This is a genomic window from Flavobacterium sp. MFBS3-15, assembly GCF_026107645.2.
Classification (GTDB): Bacteria; Bacteroidota; Bacteroidia; order Flavobacteriales; family Flavobacteriaceae; genus Flavobacterium.
In genome coordinates this window covers 123,499-139,147 of sequence record NZ_JAPCHV010000013.1, presented here as the reverse complement: position 1 = coordinate 139,147, position 15,649 = coordinate 123,499, and the positions used below count along the sequence as shown (strand labels likewise).

18 protein-coding genes and 1 tRNA gene are annotated in these 15,649 nt (G+C 45.7%); 15 read left to right on the top strand and 4 right to left on the bottom strand.

What is annotated here, in order from left to right:
* Positions 1-128 precede the first annotated feature (128 nt).
* Positions 129-2,273, bottom strand: a complete 2,145-nt coding sequence (locus OGH69_RS12720) for a prolyl oligopeptidase family serine peptidase (RefSeq protein WP_265174860.1) — start codon at positions 2,271-2,273, stop codon at positions 129-131.
* Between the two features lie 122 nt (positions 2,274-2,395).
* Positions 2,396-2,845: a 6-pyruvoyl trahydropterin synthase family protein gene (locus OGH69_RS12715; RefSeq protein ID WP_265174858.1), complete on the bottom strand. Its 450-nt coding sequence runs from the start codon at positions 2,843-2,845 to the stop codon at positions 2,396-2,398.
* Between the two features lie 89 nt (positions 2,846-2,934).
* Here OGH69_RS12715 and OGH69_RS12710 point away from each other — a divergent pair, with 89 nt between their 5' ends.
* Positions 2,935-3,561 carry a 2OG-Fe(II) oxygenase gene (locus tag OGH69_RS12710; protein ID WP_265174857.1) on the top strand — a complete coding sequence of 209 codons (627 nt, stop codon included), beginning with the start codon at positions 2,935-2,937 and terminating at the stop codon, positions 3,559-3,561.
* A gap of 107 nt (positions 3,562-3,668) precedes the next feature.
* On the opposite strand, the gene OGH69_RS12705 is transcribed toward OGH69_RS12710, so the two are convergent.
* Positions 3,669-4,442 (bottom strand): enoyl-CoA hydratase/isomerase family protein, encoded by a 774-nt coding sequence (locus OGH69_RS12705; RefSeq protein WP_265174856.1) that lies wholly within the window; start codon positions 4,440-4,442, stop codon positions 3,669-3,671.
* Between the two features lie 121 nt (positions 4,443-4,563).
* Between OGH69_RS12705 and OGH69_RS12700 the strand changes: the two genes are divergently transcribed.
* From OGH69_RS12700 to OGH69_RS12675, 6 genes are all read left to right on the top strand, one after another.
* A tRNA-Ala gene (locus OGH69_RS12700) sits at positions 4,564-4,637 on the top strand.
* A 282-nt stretch (positions 4,638-4,919) separates the two neighbouring features.
* Positions 4,920-6,269, top strand: a complete 1,350-nt coding sequence (locus OGH69_RS12695) for a site-specific integrase (protein WP_265174855.1) — start codon at positions 4,920-4,922, stop codon at positions 6,267-6,269.
* Positions 6,270-6,419: 150 nt separating this feature from the next.
* A complete protein-coding gene (locus OGH69_RS12690) occupies positions 6,420-6,737 on the top strand; it encodes a type II toxin-antitoxin system HigB family toxin (RefSeq protein WP_265174854.1) in 318 nt (105 codons plus the stop codon).
* Positions 6,715-7,074, top strand: a complete 360-nt coding sequence (locus OGH69_RS12685; protein ID WP_257869152.1) for a helix-turn-helix domain-containing protein — start codon at positions 6,715-6,717, stop codon at positions 7,072-7,074. Before OGH69_RS12690 ends, OGH69_RS12685 begins: the two co-directional genes overlap by 23 nt.
* A gap of 264 nt (positions 7,075-7,338) precedes the next feature.
* Positions 7,339-7,719 carry a hypothetical protein gene (locus OGH69_RS12680; protein WP_265174853.1) on the top strand — a complete coding sequence of 127 codons (381 nt, stop codon included), beginning with the start codon at positions 7,339-7,341 and terminating at the stop codon, positions 7,717-7,719.
* 223 nt (positions 7,720-7,942) lie between these two features.
* Positions 7,943-9,256, top strand: a complete 1,314-nt coding sequence (locus OGH69_RS12675) for a site-specific integrase (RefSeq protein ID WP_265174852.1) — start codon at positions 7,943-7,945, stop codon at positions 9,254-9,256.
* Between the two features lie 161 nt (positions 9,257-9,417).
* Here the strand turns inward: OGH69_RS12675 and OGH69_RS12670 are convergent, their stop codons facing one another.
* Positions 9,418-9,945 carry a PRTRC system ThiF family protein gene (locus tag OGH69_RS12670; protein WP_265174851.1) on the bottom strand — a complete coding sequence of 176 codons (528 nt, stop codon included), beginning with the start codon at positions 9,943-9,945 and terminating at the stop codon, positions 9,418-9,420.
* Positions 9,946-9,984: 39 nt separating this feature from the next.
* Between OGH69_RS12670 and OGH69_RS12665 the strand changes: the two genes are divergently transcribed.
* The 8 genes from OGH69_RS12665 to OGH69_RS12630 all read left to right on the top strand — a co-directional run bounded on the left by OGH69_RS12665 (position 9,985) and on the right by OGH69_RS12630 (position 15,639).
* Positions 9,985-10,365 (top strand): hypothetical protein, encoded by a 381-nt coding sequence (locus OGH69_RS12665; protein ID WP_265174850.1) that lies wholly within the window; start codon positions 9,985-9,987, stop codon positions 10,363-10,365.
* A gap of 2 nt (positions 10,366-10,367) precedes the next feature.
* Complete coding sequence (locus OGH69_RS12660; protein WP_265174849.1) at positions 10,368-10,652, top strand: hypothetical protein; 285 nt, start codon at positions 10,368-10,370, stop codon at positions 10,650-10,652.
* A 24-nt stretch (positions 10,653-10,676) separates the two neighbouring features.
* Entirely contained in the window at positions 10,677-10,967 is a 291-nt protein-coding gene (locus tag OGH69_RS12655) for a helix-turn-helix domain-containing protein (protein ID WP_265174848.1), read from the top strand.
* Positions 10,936-11,247, top strand: coding sequence for a hypothetical protein (locus tag OGH69_RS12650; protein WP_265174847.1), 312 nt, complete (start codon positions 10,936-10,938; stop codon positions 11,245-11,247). Before OGH69_RS12655 ends, OGH69_RS12650 begins: the two co-directional genes overlap by 32 nt.
* A gap of 271 nt (positions 11,248-11,518) precedes the next feature.
* Entirely contained in the window at positions 11,519-12,685 is a 1,167-nt protein-coding gene (locus tag OGH69_RS12645; RefSeq protein WP_265174846.1) for a PQQ-dependent sugar dehydrogenase, read from the top strand.
* Positions 12,686-12,689: 4 nt separating this feature from the next.
* On the top strand, positions 12,690-13,646 hold the full coding sequence (locus OGH69_RS12640) for a beta-propeller domain-containing protein (RefSeq protein WP_265174845.1): 957 nt from the start codon (positions 12,690-12,692) through the stop codon (positions 13,644-13,646).
* Positions 13,647-13,668: 22 nt separating this feature from the next.
* Positions 13,669-14,838: a zinc-dependent alcohol dehydrogenase gene (locus OGH69_RS12635; RefSeq protein ID WP_265174844.1), complete on the top strand. Its 1,170-nt coding sequence runs from the start codon at positions 13,669-13,671 to the stop codon at positions 14,836-14,838.
* A 27-nt stretch (positions 14,839-14,865) separates the two neighbouring features.
* Positions 14,866-15,639 (top strand): alpha/beta hydrolase, encoded by a 774-nt coding sequence (locus OGH69_RS12630; protein WP_265174843.1) that lies wholly within the window; start codon positions 14,866-14,868, stop codon positions 15,637-15,639.
* The last annotated feature ends 10 nt before the right edge of the window (positions 15,640-15,649 follow it).

The window sequence follows — 15,649 nt, the reverse complement described above, 5'->3', positions numbered from 1 at the left end:
AAAACGTATAACCTTTTATGGGCTAAAAAGGAGACTTTAAAATGTCAAAATCAGCATGCAAAGAAAAGTAAACTTAATTAAAATGAAAAAGGGGCTATCCTTTTGAGACAGCCCCTTTAGATTTGTCGTTATCCTTTTCTTAGCTGCTGTCTTTTTTTGCCAAGCCGCGTTCCGCCGGCTTTGCCGCCACGTTGTGGTGCTTTTCTCATATTGTAGAGTGTAAAGGCTTGAATGTCGCTAAGTTCCGCTATGGTTTGTGCTACCGATTTTCCTGCACCGTGTCCTGCGTTTACGTCGATACGTATTAGTGCCGGGGCCGAGTCGCTGCTTGTCGCTGCCTGCAGCTCGGCGGCAAACTTAAAGCTGTGTGCCGGTACCACCCTGTCGTCATGGTCGCCGGTAGTAACCAGTGTGGCAGGATATTTTACTCCCGGTTTTATATTATGTAATGGCGAGTATGCTTTCAGGTAGCGGAACATTGCATCACTGTCGGCCGAAGTGCCATAGTCATAGGCCCACCCCGCACCCGAAGTAAATGTATGGTAACGCAACATGTCGAGCACACCAACGGCCGGCAAAGCCACTTTAAACAGTTCCGGACGCTGTGTCATGGCTGCGCCCACAAGCAGCCCTCCATTAGACCCGCCCCTTATGGCCAGGTATTCCGGGGAAGTATATTTGCTGTTGATGAGGTATTCGGCGGCTGCGATAAAATCATCAAATACATTTTGCTTCTGCATTTTAGTGCCGGCATCATGCCATTTGCGGCCATATTCACCGCCACCACGCAGGTTGGCAACCGCATAAACACCACCGTTTTCCATCCAAACCAGGTTTGCGACACTGAAAGCAGGTGTCAGGCTGATGTTGAACCCGCCATAGCCATATAGCATGGTCGGATTGTTGCCATCAAGCTGTATCCCTTTTTTGTAAGTAATGATCATGGGAATTTTCGTACCATCTTTAGAGCTATAGAATACCTGTTCCGATACATATTCCCCGCTGTTGAAATTTACATTCGGTTTTTGATAGACTTCTGATTTCCCTGAAGCAGGGTCGTACGAATAGATCGTGCCGGGCGTGATGTAGTTAGTAAACGAGTAGTAAAGTGTCTTTTCGTCTTTTTTGCCGCCAAAACCACTTACAGATCCCAGTCCGGGCAGCGAAATGTCGCGTACTTTTTTCCCGGAGTAAGTAAATTGTTCCGCTACAGATACCGCATCCTTGATGTAAGTGGCAAAAATGTACCCTCCGCCTGTTGATGGTGACAGTACATTTTCGGTTTGCGGGATGAGGTCTTTCCAATTGGCCTGTGCGGGATTGCTGACATCGGCAACTACCACTTTCCCGTTGGGTGCATTAAAGTTGGTGTAAATATACAGCTTGCCGTCTTTGTGGTCCAGCACGCGGCTGTCGCTGTCCAAATGGCCGACAAGTGTTACAATTCCTTTGCCTTTTTCTTTCAGGTCGAGCATGAACAGCTCTTTTCCTGACGTAGAGTTGGCTGCGGTAATGATGAGGTACCTGCCGTCATCAGTAACATAGCCACCCACATAGCGCCTCTTTTCGCCTTCACCAAAAATTACTTTGTCACTTTTTTGCGGAGTGCCCAGCTTGTGGTAATATAGTTTATGGGTGTCGGTTTTTGCCGATAGCAGGCTGCCCTCGGGCTTTTCATAGGTAGAATAATAAAACCCGTCGCTGCCGTTCCAGGAAATGCCGCTAAACTTCACATTCTGGATGTTTTCGCCTGTAAGTTTTTTAGTAATGGCATCCATAACCAGTATTTTTCCCCAGTCGCTTCCACCTTCAGATATCATATAGGCTGCAAGGCCACCCTCTTTATTAAACTCTATTTGCGTAAGCGATGTTGTGCCATCGGCTGAAAAGGTATTGGGGTCAAGGAATACCTCGTCCCTGCCGTCCTTGCCGTTTCGGTACAGTACCGACTGGTTTTGCAGCCCGTCGTTCTTGTAGTAGTAATAAAAATCACCTTCACGGAAGGGTGCGGATATCCTCTCATAGTTCCACAGTTTTTCCATGCGCTTTTTTATTGCGTCGCGAAAGGGTATTTTTGAGAGGTAATCAAAAGTGAGCTTATTTTGTTCCGTCACCCATTTGGCAGTTTCGTCAGAACGGTCGTCCTCAAGCCAACGGTAGGGGTCGGCTACGGCGGTACCAAAATAGGTGTCGGTGGTTTTGCCCTTTTTGGTTACAGGGTATTTTATGGGTTGCTGGGATGCTTTCGCAGGTTTTGGTGATTGTGCATTCATGGTAAAGCCCAAGGCCACGGCTACGGCCAGTACGGTATGTTTCATTTTGTTGATGTTAGTCTAACAAAAATAACAAATTACGCTATACCAGCTTGTTTTGAACCGGTTTTTCCAGGCATTGATTAGTTATCGCTTTGGTACCACTCCGCATACGAAGTTTCCGTTTCCTGTAGTCTTAGTGAATGGAGGCTGATGGAGGCAGGGAGGCGCTTTTTGATCTTGCCGGCAAAATCGATGACCATGTTCTCGCTGGTAGGCTGGTAATCTACAAGGATTACGTGATGTCCGCGGCCCTGCAGTTCATGGGCAAGCTCGATATGGGGTGTGTTTTTGTTGAAAACCGTTGCATGGTCAAAAATATCCACGATTTCTTCCTTCACGATTTTTTTGAGGTCGCCAAAATCAATCACCATTCCATATTTCACATTTCCCGGATCACTGATGGGAGACCCGATAACCGTAACGGAAAGCTTATAGCTGTGGCCGTGCACGTTTTTACATTTGCCGTCATAACCATAAAGGGCGTGCCCGGTTTCGAAAGTGAATTGTTTGGTAATCCTGATACTGCTCATTGCTGTGGTAATAAGCGGCAAATTTACTAAATAATATCCATATTGCAGGCTATGGGTTTTAAGGGTATCTTTGGCGTAAAATACCCTCTATGGACGACTTGCAACTGAACCCGCTGTATGAGCAGGTCATCGATGCCCTGATGGAGCAGAAATACAGTGTTGTTGATGATTTTTTTTCGAGAGGGGAAGTCCTGGCCCTTCGGGAAACACTGTTGGCCAAATATGAAGAGGACCGCTTCAGGAAGTCGGCAATCGGGAACCAGGCGAATGAAAAGGTTATTGATGCCATCCGTGGCGACTTTATCCTGTGGCTGGACGAGAACAGTACCGATCCTGCTGAACAGCAGTTTTTTGCGAAAATCAACGACTTTGTAAATTATCTTAACCGTACATGCTACATGGGCATCAACGAGAAGGAGTTTCATTATGCCGTGTATCCGGAAGGCACATTTTACAAGCGCCACCTGGATACTTTCCAAAACGACAGCCGCCGCAAATTATCAATGGTTTGCTACCTGAATGAGGAAGACTGGCTGCCTGAATATGGCGGGGAGCTGGCCATTTATCTTGATGACAACGGCAATGAAAAAACCATCGATGTTTACCCGATGCAGGGCAGGATGGTGGTTTTTGAAAGCCAGCTGCTGGAACATGAAGTTAAGCCTGTAAAGCGTGAACGCCTTAGCATTACCGGCTGGTTGAAAACGAGGGGATGATTTTCTGTCCAGATCTTATCCGGGAAAATGTATATTAATTTGCGGAGCCGTTGCAATACAACGGCTCTACTGGATTTATAATGATATTGTAAGAAGAGGAGAAGGAATTATTTATTCTTGAATTTACTCAATGCCTCCTTTGTAAAGTCAGACAGTACCAGCCTGCCTGAAATTTTAGCATTGTCAGCAAGAAGCATATCCCAGTTTTCCGTGCCCTGCCAAAAAATCTTTTTCATGGAGGCTAGCGCTTCGGGGTTGTAAGATGCCAATTTCGATGTCAACAGGTCGACTTCTTTGTCAAGTTCCCTGATGTTTTCAAATACTTTGGCATAAAGCCCTTTTTCTTTGGCCCAATAAGCGTTTTTCCACTCGTCGGCAGCAATGGTAAGCTCGGCCAGTGCGGCCTTGCCCATTTTGCGTTCCACGGCCGGGGCTATGACAAACGGCCCGATGCCAATCGTGAATTCCGATAGTTTTATCGCGCTTTCCTCTGTAGCCAAGGCATAATCACAACCGGCAGCCAGTCCTACACCGCCACCAACGGCCTTGCCCTGTATGCGGCCTATAATCAGTTTGGAGCAGTTGCGCATGGCATTGATTACATTGGCAAAGCCCGAAAAAAACACTGCGCCGGTTTCAAGGTCGTTCACTTCGAGCAGCTCGTCGAATGATGCGCCGGCACAAAAAGCCTTTTCACCCTGGCTTTTCAGTACGATTACGTTTACATCGGGGTTGTGGCTCAGGGTATTGAGCTCATCGGTTAGGCGCTGCAGCAGTTCTCCGGGAAAAGAATTGCTGGCAGGATGGCCAAACTCTACGGTTGCTATCTTATTTTGTATTGCGGTATATAGTGAGCCCTGCGGCCTTGTTGTAACACTCATATTGCTGAATTTTTGGTAAAAATAGGAGAATTAGGGGGAGCAAAAAATACTTTTTTAAAGATTTGTAATCGGTTATTTGGAAATTGGAATTTAATTGCAGTATATTTGCCGCCACAATCATGGGGATGTAGCTCAGCTGGCTAGAGCGCTTGCATGGCATGCAAGAGGTCGTGGGTTCGACTCCCATCTTCTCCACTTTTACTGAATTTTAAGGCTTTTCAAAAGAAAGCAAAATTTTCAAAAAGTATCGTAAAACCTGCAAAATCAATGTTTTGCAGGTTTTTTTGTTTTTAATCTACCTGCAAAATTTTCAAAAGTGCACAAAAAGTTTGTGGCAAAATCGTGGCAATTTTGTGTCATGGGTAAAATTGCCACAAAATAGGGGTTAATCTTTTGATTATCAACCTGTAAAGCAGGTTAACATCTTGACTTAGAGACGCTATAATTCGACCTTTATTAACTTAAAAATGTTGAATTATGTTAGAGCAAAGTTTTGGGCTGACCTTCTTTTTGAAGAGCTCAGCGAAAGAAAGCAAAGAACGTACTATCTACCTGCGAGTTACAGTAGACGGAGTTCCAAAAGAAACTTCGACAAAGCGTAAATGGGACGCTGCACGCTGGAACCAAAAACTTGAGCGGGCTACAGGGACAAAGGAAGATGCAAAAGCTGTAAATCTGTTTCTTGATACACTGGCTGCAAAGGTTAATCAGTACAGGACAAACCTTATGTTAGAGAATGAAACTATTACCGGGCAAAAGCTTATTGATTTCATGCTTGGCAAAAATGTGTCTAAAGCAAAAGTTATTGAGGAGTTTGCGTTGCATAACAGCGAGGTTTTGGCACTTGTACCAAAAGAATATTCAAAAGTAACCTACATCCGGTATGAAACAGCAAAAGCCCATGTACAGCAATTTCTGAAGTTCAAGTATGAGATTGATGATATGGAATTCAGGGAACTTAACTATGAGTTTATTAAGGACTTTGAGTTTTATCTGAAGACCGTCAAAAATATCAGCAACAACACAACCCTGAAATATATATCGAACTTCAAAAAAATCGTCCTTAGGGCCATCGACAAAGATATTATTACCGTCGATCCGTTTAAGCGGTTTAAAGGCAAGAAGGAGAAGATTATTAAAAGGCCTTTAACCAAGCAGGAATTATCGCTGCTTGAAAACCATTCCTTGCCTGTGGAGAGGCTTGCAGCTGTCAGGGATGTGTTTGTCTTCCAATGCTATACCGGGCTTGCATATATTGATGTTTACAATCTGAAGAAAACAGATATAAAACGTGGGGATGACGGCGAGCTCTGGATCATTAGCGAACGACAAAAAACCGGCAGTTCCTTTAACGTACCCCTGCTTCCCCAGGCACTTAAGATAATCGACCGCTATAAAGATCATCCCCAATGCCTTGCCAGGAACACCGTCCTTCCCGTTATTTCTAACCAAAGGATGAACGGCTACCTAAAGGAAATTGCCGATGTGTGCGGAATTGAAAGCCAGCTTAACACCCATAAGGCCAGACGAACTTTTGGGAGTACCGTAACACTTAACAATAACGTGCCTATCTATGTTGTAAAAGAGATGCTGGGGCACCAATCTGTAAAGCAGACAGAAGAGTATGCAATAACCGAGCAGGTTTCGATTGGCAGGGAAATGAAAGAATTACAGGAGCGCTTAAATCAAAACAATGTAAGTAAAAATGATGCTACGGCTGATGATATTTTAAAGATGCAGGAAGAAATAATTTCGCTGAGGAAACAATTAGGGATGACAAATGATAGCAACCGTAATGTCAAGAGTGTTCTGAGAGTCTGCAGATAATAACATGACACCATAAATTGTTGCCGCACTGAGGCAACAATTTCGCCGCTTTTAGTCAGCACATGATAATTGTGTCAACACTGTTGACACAATTATAGAATAATTTATAACCCGCTGTTACCAAATTGGTAACATTTTAATATATTTGCAATGAGAATAATTGCTGTAAAGACATTAAAGGAATATTGGGAGCAGTTTCCGGATTCGGAACGACCACTTCAGTATTGGTACAAAGATGTTACTGCTGCCGAGTGGGACAGCCCGAATGACTTAAAAAGTCAGTTTGGAAATGCTTCAATCCTAACAGGTAAACGGGTTGTTTTTAATGTACACGGGAACACCTATCGTTTGATTGTAGATATTGAGTACCGCTTGAAGATAGTTTTCATTGTCTGGTTAGGAACCCATACGGAGTACGATAAGATTAACGCAAAAGAGATTAGCTATGTTAAGACTGATAAAAAATAATTCACAGTATGAAGATACTCTCGCCCGTATCTATGAGCTGATGCAACTCGACCTGCAAGCTGATACCGAAGAATCTGACGAACTGGAAATTCTTTCAATGCTGGTTAAAAAATATGAGGACGAGTATTACCCCGTTCCTGAGCCTTCACCTCTTGAAGCGATAAAGTACAGGATGGAGCAACTGAATATTTCTGACGCTGAACTGTCAACAATATTAGGTGCACGTTCCCGTAAATCAGAAATCTTATCAGGCAAAAGAAAACTTAGCCTTGCAATGATACGCGCTCTGAAGGAACGACTGAATATATCTGCTGATATACTCATTCAGATCTACTAATTTGTTTGATGGTACTTAAAAAAGCTTTTGAATACTCGCACCGGCGGTGCGAGTATTCTCTTTTTATAATTGTCGCCACACTGCGGCGACAATTACTTCAGCCTAACATATCATGTGATGTTCGATTCCCTCCATAAATGGTTGGACAACTGAAAGTGCTGTAGCTCAGTTACCGAGATTGCACGTTTTTTGCAATCTTTTGAATGTTTTTATAAATTTTTGAGCGAGATAACACTATTACCTTTGCCTCTTTATGTCAGGATAATGGACAAATTTCCCTTAACATCGGTTGGTATAAGTACGATACAGGAAGTGTTATACAGTCTCAGTGATGCGGAGCTGCGGGCAGAGGCGGAATTATTAGCGGCGGACGCACGGGCTTGGATTGCCGAACACATCGAATTGGAGGTGCGGCAGCTGGAATGCCTGCGAAGTATTACTGAGAGTTTCATGCAGATGCTGGGATGGAACATTGCTGCTGCATTATTGGGACGCAGGCCGATTACCTTTTCTTACAGGCACGATATAGAAAGTTATGTTGCTAATGAGAAACCATGTCTTTTGTACAATTGCAGGGTTACATCACATTTTGCTGACGATATAATTACAGCTACTGGTAACCTTGATATTGTATATAATGGATAGCTATAACTAAACGTTGCTATTTATTTGCAGGTAGCGAGCATGGGAGCATCGCTGCTTGCTGGGCGGCATTAGATGCCGCCTTTTTTATCATATTATGACTCAATTGTTAGGAAGTCAGTTAATTAAGAACGCAGTGCAAATAAAATCATAGTTTAGATTTTACTATTTTTAAGCATAACGCTACAAGGACATAATAGATTGTTCTTTACTTAATTCATCAGTTATGTTGGAAAATAGTTTTAGTCTCACGTTTTTTCTCAAACGTTCCAAAAGGGCATGTGCCAGGAAATTAATATACCTCAGGATCAAAGTTGATAATGTCACCAAAGAAGTCTCTACCCAGCGAAGATGTGAAGATTACAGATGGGACCAAACAACAAGGCGCGTGATTGGAGAGGATAATGATGCAGCGACTACGAATAAATTTTTGGAGCTAATTGAATTGAAAATCAGCCAGTATAAAAATGAACTTTTCTTTGCTAATCAATCTGTTACGGCTGTGAAGCTTATAGATTTTGTTTTGGGGAAAAATAGCTCAAGAGGTGACATAATTAAAGAGTTTCAGCTTCATAATGACCGACTTTTAGCTTTGGTTAGAACCGGGGAATACGCTAAAGGTACCCATTTAAGATTTGAAACTTCAAAAAATCACCTTGTCGAATTTCTTCGATACAAGTTCAATGTGGATAAATATGAGTTCAGGGATCTGTCGTACGAGTTCATTACAGACTACGAACATTACCTTAAGACTGTCAAGAACATTGGTAACAATACCGCGCTTAGGTACATTACAAATTTTAAAAAAATAGTTTTTATTGCTATCGATAAAGAAATAATTTCATTTAATCCCTTTAGGAGTTATAAAACCCGAAAAATCAAGATGCTGAAAAAGCCCCTGAGCCGACAGCATCTGGAGTCTTTAGAAAATTATAGATTTACTAATGTACGTCTTGCAAGGGTAAGGGACGTGTTCATATTTCAATGCTATACGGGATTAGCTTATATAGATGCATTCAACTTAAAGCCAAAAGACATTAGAATCGGCATCGATGGTGAGAAATGGATAATAAGCGAAAGACAGAAGACAAAGAAGGAAATCACAATTCCTCTTTTACCACAGGCCTTGGAAATTATTGAACGCTATAAAGAACATCCTATATGTAAAAAACGTGGGTCGCTGCTCCCGGTCAATTCCAATCAGAAGATGAATGCTTACCTTAAGGAGATTTCTGATTTATGCGATATAGATACCTTAAATACACATAAGGCCAGACGCACCTTTGCAAGTACGGTTACTTTGGCTAATGATGTCCCCATTCATGTGGTAAAAGAAATGCTTGGCCACCATTCTGTCCAGCAGACAGAGGTATATGCTATAACAGAGCAGCAGGCAATAGGTAAGGAGATGCAAAAGTTAAAAGGAAAGCTTTCAGGTCATGCCGATGTACAAGACAAATCCAACATTGTAGATATCGCTGCTCTTGAGCGTGATTTTGTTGAATTGAAAAAGAAAATCATTGAATTTTCTTCCATTTGATGCTTGGAGAGTTTGTTAATAAATCAGAAAAGCCTTTGCTAGTGTAGAGATGGATTCAGGACAACTTGTCCTTTAGTTGCAGGAAGTGTTTTGCCTAACAAGTATAACAGCAGTCAAGCGCCGCACACAAACCCCGAGAAGGTTTGCGTGCGGCGCGCGGCTCAGACGGGCAGCGGGACTGCCCTGAAGTCGGCAATATTCAGGAATAGCCCTCTGTGGGTTGTCATCCCGCTGCGAAACATTTGCCACAGCAGGGAACATCCCATCTGCGCCAATGCAGAATTTATAAATAGTTCCTGCTTCTCGAGGGCTTCGGCAAGCGAACAGCTTGGCGAATCGTCATCAGTTTCTGACTGGCGCAGCAATTCTCCAAATTCTTCCGTTACAAATGGAAGACTTTCAACTGCCTCAAATGTATCCGATTTAGGCTGCTTGACCTTTCTTATGGTCGACAGTACGACCTGCCCTGTATCTTTTCCGTTCCCAAAATCCATCCAGTACCTCGGAACGTTTGCATAATGGCTGCCTCTTGCTCCGCTTAATAACTCTGCAATTTCAAATCGTGAGGCTACCGTGTCCACACACGAAATATAAATAGCTGCCTTTAAATTGCCCGACTGGCTGTCATATTTCCTGTTAATCGCTTTCCATCCCGTGCCGAAGAAGCGGTTGCACCGTGTAGGGTTCAATTAGACTTTAAAGATTCCGATGAAAAGGGAAACTTTGCGGTGAAGCAATTTCATGAAAATTACGGCTACGACCTCGAAGCCACTTTGGCAAAGCATTCTATTAAGGAACTTAATAACAATTCCCACAGGGACGACCTCATCAACTCTTTAAAAAAGGGTAACCTGCAATCCGCTACATTCATAAAGGACGGGCAGGAGGTGAAGCAATATATCGAAGCCAATCCACAATTCAAAAGCCTGAATATTTATGACGATGCCCAAAAGCGCGTTGATATGAACCAGTCTAAAGGGCAGGGCGAATCCGAGAAGGAAGGGAAAAACCAAAAGGAATCGCAAAAGGCTAAAGCCGATGAAGGTGATGATGAAGGCCCGGGCGATGAGAAGCAAAAGAAGCAGCGCCGTAAATCCAGAAGTGTTTAGCCATGAACCCACTTGAGCCCCTTACCATTTTCTTCCAAAGAACCCGCAGTGACCAGCGTATCAGCAATACGCACATTGGCATTTATGCGGCTTTACTTCAGTACCGGCTGGAAAGGGGCTTTTGTAATCCTGTGGATGCCGTCACTATTGAAATAATGCGCATTGCTAAGATTTCCGCACATAAGACCTACTACCGCTGCCTGAAGGAAATGAATGAATATGGTTACTTGCGCTATGTCCCTTCAAAGAAAAAGAACAGGGCAAGCAAGATATACTTTTCGGACTAATTGCTACAAGTTAAACTGCACAAAATGGAAGACGGAGTTACTAAAGAGGATTTACGCCAATTCGGATTGCTACTAATCGGTACGATCCGCAACATCATTCAGGCTGGCGGTGATGCTCGGAAAGAAACCGTGCATCCCGAATGGCTGAAGAGCCGTGTTGTACGGAAGCTTCTTGATATCTCGCCCGGCTCCTTGCAAAATCTGAGGATTACGGGCAAGATTCGTTTTAAGAAGGTTTTGGGCTCTTATTATTATAATCGGGACGATATTATGCAATTATTTGATGATGACAAAGGTTCAAATGCGGGTAAATGAATTACTGTATTATTTCAGGTTAATCGAAAAAGATAGCAGGCTTACCGCCTGGCATGTTGCCTTGCTTATGGCAATACTGGTCATGGCGATGCGGCAGGGCCGTCTGGTGGGGATAAGAGTCAGCCGCAGCAAGATCATGTCGCAATCGCATATATATACTGCGCCTACCTACCACAAGTATTTCAAAGAATTGCAGGAGCTAGGCTATATCTGCTACAGGCCATCGTACCATCCTGGTCTGAAGAGTGAGATTGATCTTCTGACACCATATGATAAATAGTCAATAAATGTGCTGAATCAATGAGGAATATTTTCAACTCAAAAAAGAATGGAAGCAGAAATTGGCTAGTCCGTGATTCTGTCGATTTCGTGGCGTAGTTCCATATTCTACTCACCCAATCTCCTTAAATTGGTTATTTATGTAGGGCAAAGACTAAAAATTTACGCTGTAATGTTTAACAAAAGTTTACCATACCTTAACAAGCTGGCGTTGAAGCATACCGTAATTTTAATATTCGTGATTTTCAGCAAACTAAACCACGTGCCTGATTATGAAACAGCCACTACATTTTATTGCAACATTTTTCCTCATTCCTGCGCTTGTCCTAGCGCAAAAAGGCATTCCCAGGCCTGAGGACACAAAGAAAACCGTTGTAACCAATTTTCCCACACATATTGAGTATACGCCTGCACTTGCAGCATCGCTGAAAACCGCTCCTGGCTGGACGGTTACGCCCGTGGCAACAGGACTCGGCAAACCTCGTATGTTGTATGTAGGTAAAAACGGCCAACTCTATGTGACCCGCAGGGATGCCGGCGATGTCCTGATGCTGACCGATAAGGACAAAGATGGAAAGTTTGAGGATATGGTCCGCGTAGCCGATTTCCCCGGCGTGCATGGCATCACCTCGAAAGACGATTACATGTATCTGTGCAACAGCAATAAAGTACTCCGCTACACCCTGAACCCTGACGGGAAGTTGGGCAAAGCAGCCGATACGCTCATCAAAGATCTTCCCAGCGGGGGCCAGCATCCCAACCGGACCATGGATTTCGGGCCTGACGGAAAACTCTATATCTCTGTAGGCAGCGTATGCAACGACTGCAAGGAAAGCGATAAGGAAACCGCCACCATGCTCCAGGTCGATCCTACTACTTGGAAACGCAAGGTATTCGCCTCCGGCCTCCGCAATACAATAGGGTTTGACTGGCACCCGCAGAGCAAGGAAATGTGGGGCGTCGATAACGGCGGTGACTTCAGGGGCGATGAATGGCCGCCTGAAGAACTGAACCGCATCGTGATGGACGGTAACTATGGCTTTCCCTTCGCCTATGGCAAAAGGGAAGTGGACCAAACCCGGGAAGACCCGGCCGGTACCACAAAAGAACTGCTTGCCAAAACGACCGTACCCTCAATCATGGAATTTCCGGCACACAGCGCCCCGATAGCCTTTACATTTTTTGAAAATGGGCCAAACAAGGGGAGTGCCCTTGTTTGCTGGCATGGCTCCTGGAACCGCGAAACGCCCACAGGCTTTAAAGTGGAGCTTATAAAGTTCGACAAAAGCGGGCAGCCGACAGGAAGCGAAGATTTCCTTTGGGGCTTCCTAAAGGGCAATGAACGCTTTGGCCGTCCGGCAGGCGTAGCTATCGCTACCGACGGTACCGTATACATCTCCGACGATGCCAACGGCGTCATATACTCCCTAAAACAATAAGACCATGAAAAAATATATCCTTCTGCTAATAAGCGTTGCCGCCTTTGCGCAGCAGCCGACAAAACGCATCGAGTTTGAAGCGCCGGGCAGCTATCCGGAGGGCATTGCCTATGACAAGGGTACCAATGCATTCTATGTATCTTCGGCGCGGCTGGGTACCATCGGGAAAGTCACCAAAGACGGAAAATATTCCGTCCTTTATGAAGACAAAAGCCTGAAATCGACCTATGGCATTAAAGTCCATCCTGACGGCAAAAGGCTGTTCGTATGCGCAGGCGATGCGAACTACAGCATCTACAGCACCCCGGAAACTAAAAAGAAACTGGCGCGGCTGGTAAGCATCGACCTGAAATCGGGCAAGAAGCTTGCCGACATCGACCTTTCAGGCCTTGTACCGGGCGACCATTTCCCCAATGACATCGCTTTTGACGATAAGGGCAATGCCTATATCACTGACAGCTATGCCTATGCGGTCTACAAAATAGATGCAGCCGGCAAAGCCACCGTATTCAGTAAAAGCGAACTGCTGCAATCTGCAGGTGTCGGGCCCAACGGCATCGTGTACCATCCGTCGGGTTTCCTTATCGTCGCCAACAACGGGGCAGGCTCACTGGTTAAGATTACCATTGCCAGCCCGGCCAGCGGCGAAAAAGTGCGACTAACACAGTTTTTTCCCGGCGCGGACGGCATGCTGCTAAACGACGACAACACCCTCACCCTGGTGCAGAATGGCGGGGTAAACAAGGTGTTCCGCATTGCAACCAAAGACAGATGGAAGACCGCCGGGGTTACCGAAACCACAGCAATGGAAGACCGGTTCAACTACCCGTCGACAGCTACCACGGACGGAAAGGACACCTGGGTGATGAACGCCGCCTTCAGCGAACTTGCGGAGGGCAACAATGTCCCGTCAAAGAAATTCTCCATGCAGCAGGCCGTCTTCAGGCCTGTATCGCAATAACCAACATAAAAAACTACAGACTATGAAAGCAGCCGTAATCCACGGTCCGGGGTCTATTTCCTGTGACACTATCGACGACCCTAAACTACAGAACCCCGACGACATTATCCTTAAGGTGACCTCTACAGCCATTTGCGGCTCCGACCTCCACATTTATTCCGGCGGCATCCCGCAGCCCAGGCCAATGGTCCTCGGGCATGAGTTCATGGGGATTATTGAAGAGGTAGGGAAAGGGGTGACCCATCTAAGGCCCGGCGACAGGGTAGTGGTACCTTTCCCGATAGCCTGCGGTTCCTGCTTTTTCTGCAACCATGAGCTGCCGGGGCATTGCGAACACAGCAACCCGGAGCATTATGGCCCTGAAGGAGGGCTGCTGACAGAAAAAGGCGGCGCCCTTTTCGGCTACACCGACCTTTACGGGGGTTACGATGGCGGGCAGGCACAGTATGTACGTGTGCCGTATGCTAATTTTGGCCCAAGGGTAGTACCGGATAACCTAACCGATGAGCAGGTCCTTTTCCTGACGGATATCTTCCCGACAGGTTACACTGGTGTGGACTGGGGCGAGGTAAAAGGCGGTGAGACCGTAGCTATTTTCGGTTCAGGCCCCGTGGGCATCATGGCCGCCAAGAGCGCCTGGCTTCGCGGAGCAGGCAGGGTAATTGTAGTCGATACGCTGCGATACCGCCTGGACAAGGCAAAGGCAACCGCAGGCTGTGAGACGATACTTTGGGAAGACGGCCCGAAAGAAGTGGTAGAACAGATCCGTGAGAAAACGCAGGGTCGCGGCGCTGATGTGTGTATCGATGCCGTAGGGTTTGAACCTGACAGGAACTTTTTAGACAGGGCCAAGGCGGTCGTAAATTTTGAGAAAGGTTCCGTAAAAGTGCTGGAAGCCTGTATGAGCGCCGTGCGCCGTGGCGGGATTGTTTCGGTGCTGGGCGTATATCCGACTACGTACGACAATTTCCCAATCGGGCAATTCTTCGACAAAGGCATCATCCTCAAGGGCGGACAGGCACCGGCACAAAAGCACATCGACAAGTTGCTGGGCTATGTGAAAGAAGGGAAGGTTACCCTTGACGACATCATTACCCACAGACTCCCTCTTACGGAGATTGCACACGGTTATGACATCTTCAAGAAAAAAGAGGACGGCTGCGTAAAGGTCGTGCTGGACCCATGGGCATAATGCTAACTACAAACAAAAACAAGACATATGAGCAAGACAATCATATTCATACATGGAATGTTCCAGAACGATACAAGCTGGAAAGGATGGGTGGACTATTTCATAACTAAAGGATATAGCTGCATCGCAGAACCATGGCCACTGCATGAAGGCAGCCCGGCAGCGCTCAGGGCAAACCCGCCAGCAGGCCTTGGCGATCTCAGGCTTGAGGAAGTCGTGGACAAATTCCAAAAAATTGCAGAGCAGGAGGGCGGCGAAGCCATCTTCATCGGGCATTCGGTTGGGGGATTAATCGTACAGCTGTTGATCAACAAAGGCCTCGGCAGCAAAGGTATTTGCATAAGCTCGGTTGCGCCGAACAGGATGCTTTCTTTTGACTGGGGGTTCTTTAAGAACAGCGTGACCATCACTAATCCATTTATGGGCGATAAGCCCTTTGAGATGACAGCCGATGATTTTTATGGCTCCTTCGGTAATGCGATGTCCCGCGAGGCATCTGACGAAGCCTATGAAAGGACAGCGACGTTCGACAGCCGCAATGTGCTGCGCGACTGCATGCTCGGTCCGGGCGACCTCGACACGGAACTCACCACCAGGCCGCTGCTTTTCATCGGCGCTGAAAAAGACGAGATCATCCCGCCGGACCTTAATAAGAAAAATGCAGACGCCTATACCGGCGACCTCGCTTCTTTCCTCGAATTCCCGGATAGGGGGCATTTCATCTGCGGACAGCCTGGCTGGGAAGAGATCGCAGAATACGCTGCAGGATGGTTGGAATCACAAGCAGCCTCAAACCTATAAAACTAAAATT

Bases quoted from the DNA above. Each gene is read 5' to 3' on its own strand.
- OGH69_RS12720 (WP_265174860.1), bottom strand. From the start codon at position 2,273: ATGAATGCACAATCACCAAAACCTGCGAAAGCATCCCAGCAACCCATA.
- OGH69_RS12715 (WP_265174858.1), bottom strand. From the start codon at position 2,845: ATGAGCAGTATCAGGATTACCAAACAATTCACTTTCGAAACCGGGCAC.
- OGH69_RS12710 (WP_265174857.1), top strand. From the start codon at position 2,935: ATGGACGACTTGCAACTGAACCCGCTGTATGAGCAGGTCATCGATGCC.
- OGH69_RS12705 (WP_265174856.1), bottom strand. From the start codon at position 4,442: ATGAGTGTTACAACAAGGCCGCAGGGCTCACTATATACCGCAATACAA.
- OGH69_RS12695 (WP_265174855.1), top strand. From the start codon at position 4,920: ATGTTAGAGCAAAGTTTTGGGCTGACCTTCTTTTTGAAGAGCTCAGCG.
- OGH69_RS12690 (WP_265174854.1), top strand. From the start codon at position 6,420: ATGAGAATAATTGCTGTAAAGACATTAAAGGAATATTGGGAGCAGTTT.
- OGH69_RS12685 (WP_257869152.1), top strand. From the start codon at position 6,715: ATGTTAAGACTGATAAAAAATAATTCACAGTATGAAGATACTCTCGCC.
- OGH69_RS12680 (WP_265174853.1), top strand. From the start codon at position 7,339: ATGGACAAATTTCCCTTAACATCGGTTGGTATAAGTACGATACAGGAA.
- OGH69_RS12675 (WP_265174852.1), top strand. From the start codon at position 7,943: ATGTTGGAAAATAGTTTTAGTCTCACGTTTTTTCTCAAACGTTCCAAA.
- OGH69_RS12660 (WP_265174849.1), top strand. From the start codon at position 10,368: ATGAACCCACTTGAGCCCCTTACCATTTTCTTCCAAAGAACCCGCAGT.
- OGH69_RS12655 (WP_265174848.1), top strand. From the start codon at position 10,677: ATGGAAGACGGAGTTACTAAAGAGGATTTACGCCAATTCGGATTGCTA.
- OGH69_RS12650 (WP_265174847.1), top strand. From the start codon at position 10,936: ATGATGACAAAGGTTCAAATGCGGGTAAATGAATTACTGTATTATTTC.
- OGH69_RS12645 (WP_265174846.1), top strand. From the start codon at position 11,519: ATGAAACAGCCACTACATTTTATTGCAACATTTTTCCTCATTCCTGCG.
- OGH69_RS12640 (WP_265174845.1), top strand. From the start codon at position 12,690: ATGAAAAAATATATCCTTCTGCTAATAAGCGTTGCCGCCTTTGCGCAG.
- OGH69_RS12635 (WP_265174844.1), top strand. From the start codon at position 13,669: ATGAAAGCAGCCGTAATCCACGGTCCGGGGTCTATTTCCTGTGACACT.
- OGH69_RS12630 (WP_265174843.1), top strand. From the start codon at position 14,866: ATGAGCAAGACAATCATATTCATACATGGAATGTTCCAGAACGATACA.